General features: G+C 59.5%; 4 protein-coding genes. 2 read left to right on the top strand and 2 right to left on the bottom strand.

Features of this window, described 5'->3' with window-relative positions; translation table 11 throughout:
- A partial coding sequence (locus AC1DRJ_RS23485; protein WP_477804255.1) for a glycosyltransferase family 39 protein occupies positions 1-1,136 on the top strand: 1,136 nt, incomplete at its 5' end.
- A 34-nt stretch (positions 1,137-1,170) separates the two neighbouring features.
- On the opposite strand, the gene AC1DRJ_RS23480 is transcribed toward AC1DRJ_RS23485, so the two are convergent.
- A complete protein-coding gene (locus tag AC1DRJ_RS23480; RefSeq protein ID WP_477804254.1) occupies positions 1,171-1,929 on the bottom strand; it encodes a slipin family protein in 759 nt (252 codons plus the stop codon).
- 2 nt (positions 1,930-1,931) lie between these two features.
- Positions 1,932-2,465 (bottom strand): NfeD family protein, encoded by a 534-nt coding sequence (locus tag AC1DRJ_RS23475; RefSeq protein ID WP_477804253.1) that lies wholly within the window; start codon positions 2,463-2,465, stop codon positions 1,932-1,934.
- Positions 2,466-2,663: 198 nt separating this feature from the next.
- Between AC1DRJ_RS23475 and AC1DRJ_RS23470 the strand changes: the two genes are divergently transcribed.
- On the top strand, positions 2,664-2,868 hold a 205-nt coding region (locus AC1DRJ_RS23470; protein ID WP_477804252.1), incomplete at its 3' end, for a YbaK/EbsC family protein.

Here is a 2,868-nt window from a genome sequence, read left to right as displayed (position 1 = left end):
CTGCGGTGCGCTACAGCCAGGAAGTGCGGATGTACTCGCTACTGGGCCTGTGGCTGATCGGCGCCACGATTGCGCTGGTTTACTGGATCAGGCAGCCCCGGCGCACACGCTATCTGGTGGCGTATGTGCTGCTGATGAGCGCGGCGTTCTACACCCACTACTTCGCTGCGCTGTGCGTGTTATGCCACTGGCTGTATCTGGGGCTGATTCGTGTACTGCCAGGACATCGTTTGCGCAGTATTCAGCGCCCCGGCTTGTGGCTGGCGAACGTGGCAATCGTGTTGCTGTACCTGCCGTGGGTGCCGAATCTGATCGATTTGATCCAGCACATGGATCAACTCAAAGCCAATGGCGATGTGGGGTGGGCGTCGTCTGTCACCTTCAGCTCGTTGCCGTCGATGATCTGGTCGTTATTGACACAGGACGATGGCGAAAACCTGCCGCCGCTGATTTTTGTCGCGCTGCCACTGGCGTTGCTGGTCATTACTGGCGTGGCGCTGGCGCGGGACCGCAGTGTCATTCGCGGCAGTGTGCTGCTGGTGATCTATACGGCGTTGCCGATGCTGGTGGTGTTCGGCGTGTCATATATCTCGCCGGTGTTTATCGAACGCTACCTGACGGCCTATGCACTGGGGTTGCCGATGATTGTCGCACTGGCCACTGATCGCCTTTACTCAGGATTTCGGGTGCTGGCGCTGACCGTGTTGGTAATGTTTGTTGGCGTCGAACTGGTCGGTTTGAAGAACAACGCCTCGGTCGACCCCAGTAATCAAATCAACGTCATGGTCGACTACGTTAACCGGCATTTTGTTGCTGGCGACCGGATCGTTACCAGCGACATGCTTTGGTACCTTCCCTATGTCTATTACAACCGCGCCGATACCCACCCGCTGCTGTTCACCCCGCTGCTAGCCAATGGCGGGTCGAGCCGGCCAAACGCCTATGGTTTCGGCACGCTGGTCGCCCAGGACGTTTATCTGGATCGCCTCGACAGCTTGCCCAAAGGCACTGGCCGTGTGTGGCTGATCGGTACCGTCGGTGCGCCGGACGAGTTTGCGCCGCTGCCCTCGGGCTGGAAGAACGCTGGCGAAACGCAGGCAGGGGGGGTTAACGCGCGCCTGTTTGTGCTGCATTAAAAGCATTCGCGTGATCGATGGGCCGTTGCGAGCTTCACGGCTTCGACGACAAATCCGCCATCCCCTTGAGCAACTCGATCGGCAGCGGAAAGACGATGGTCGAGCTCTTGTCCCCGGCAATCGAACTCAGCGTCTGCATATATCGCAGCTGCATGGCCCCTGGCTGACGGCCGAGCATTTCGGCAGCCTGCATGAGTTTTTCCGAGGCCTGCAATTCACCTTCGGCGTGGATCACTTTGGCCCGGCGTTCCCGTTCGGCTTCGGCCTGTTTGGCGATGGCGCGGACCATCGATTCATTGAGGTCCACATGTTTGATCTCGACGTTGGCGACTTTTATGCCCCAGGCATCGGTCTGGGCGTCGAGCACTTGCTGGATGTCGATGTTCAACCGCTCGCGCTCGGCCAGCAGTTCGTCGAGTTCATGTTTACCGAGCACCGCACGCAGTGTGGTCTGGGCCAATTGGCTGGTGGCCGAGAGAAAATCTTCGACCTGGATGATCGCCTTCTGCGGATCGAGCACGCGGAAATACAACACTGCATTGACCTTGACCGAAACGTTGTCGCGCGTGATGACGTCTTGCGGCGGCACATCGAGGACGATGGTCCGCAGGTCGACGCGGACCATTTGCTGGACCACCGGGATCAGCAGGATCAAACCGGGGCCCTTGACCTGCCAGAAGCGTCCGAGCTGGAACACCACACCGCGCTCGTATTCACGCAGGATGCGAAAGGTCGACCCCGCCAGTGCAATCAGTAACAGCAGCAGCGCGGCGAAACCTACTTGCAGGCCCATGACTATTCTCCCAACGGCGCCGCGTCAGCCGCGGCCACTTGCAACAGTAACCCTTTTCGCGCCACCACCCGGACGTGCTGCCCCGGCTGCAGCGGTGTCGAGCTTGAAACCTGCCAGCGCTCCCCTTGCAGATGCACCCAGCCGTTGCAGGCATTGCCGGGCAGTAACGACAAGACAGGCGTCACGCTGCCCAGCAGCCCGGAATCGCCGCTGACGGTGCGGYGCGGTCGGGTTTTCAGGGCGTGGATCAGCAAGAAAATCAGCAGCAGCGCACTTACCAGCCCCAGGCCGATCATCAGGGGAACAGGCATCTCGGTGTTGGTCAGGATCACCGCGCCGATCACGAACATCACAATGCCGCCCAGGCCGATCACTCCGTAATTGGGCAGCGCGGCCTCGGCGATCAGAAAGGCGATGCCAAACGTGATCAACCAGATCCCGATCGGGTTCGGCATCAGCAGGACAACAGCATCGGCTGCGAACACTGATCCGCTTAACGCCAACAGCAGCGCAACGGCACAGCAACGTGTATTCACTTGACCCTCCGCGAGAGTCATCATGTGGCTCTGTGTATAGTTTAGTTGAGCCTCGGCGTATCTGATTTTTGCTCACTTTTCGACGGCGTCCGATGGGCGGATTTCGCGCCGGAATGTGCCGGTGGGCCTAGACTTTTAGTACGAAGAAATGCGTTAACCATCGTCCGCCCGTCACTGTTGCGGACACCGAGGTGCATCATGCGTATGGCAAGAACCGTGCAGAAAAGCCTGGAAACGGCTCACTGCGATTATGACATCGTCACCCACCCCCATTCGGCCAGCAGCCTGGAAACGGCACGTCTCGCGGGCATCCCTGCCGAACGGGTGGCCAAATCGGTCATCCTCGACGATCACCATGGTCATTACCTGATGGCCGTACTGCCTGCCAGCCGTCACCTGGACC

This window comes from Pseudomonas sp. P5_B2 (assembly GCF_056400445.1).
The sequence above is the reverse complement of the archived record's forward strand: the minus strand, read 5'-3'. Positions and strand labels throughout refer to the sequence as shown.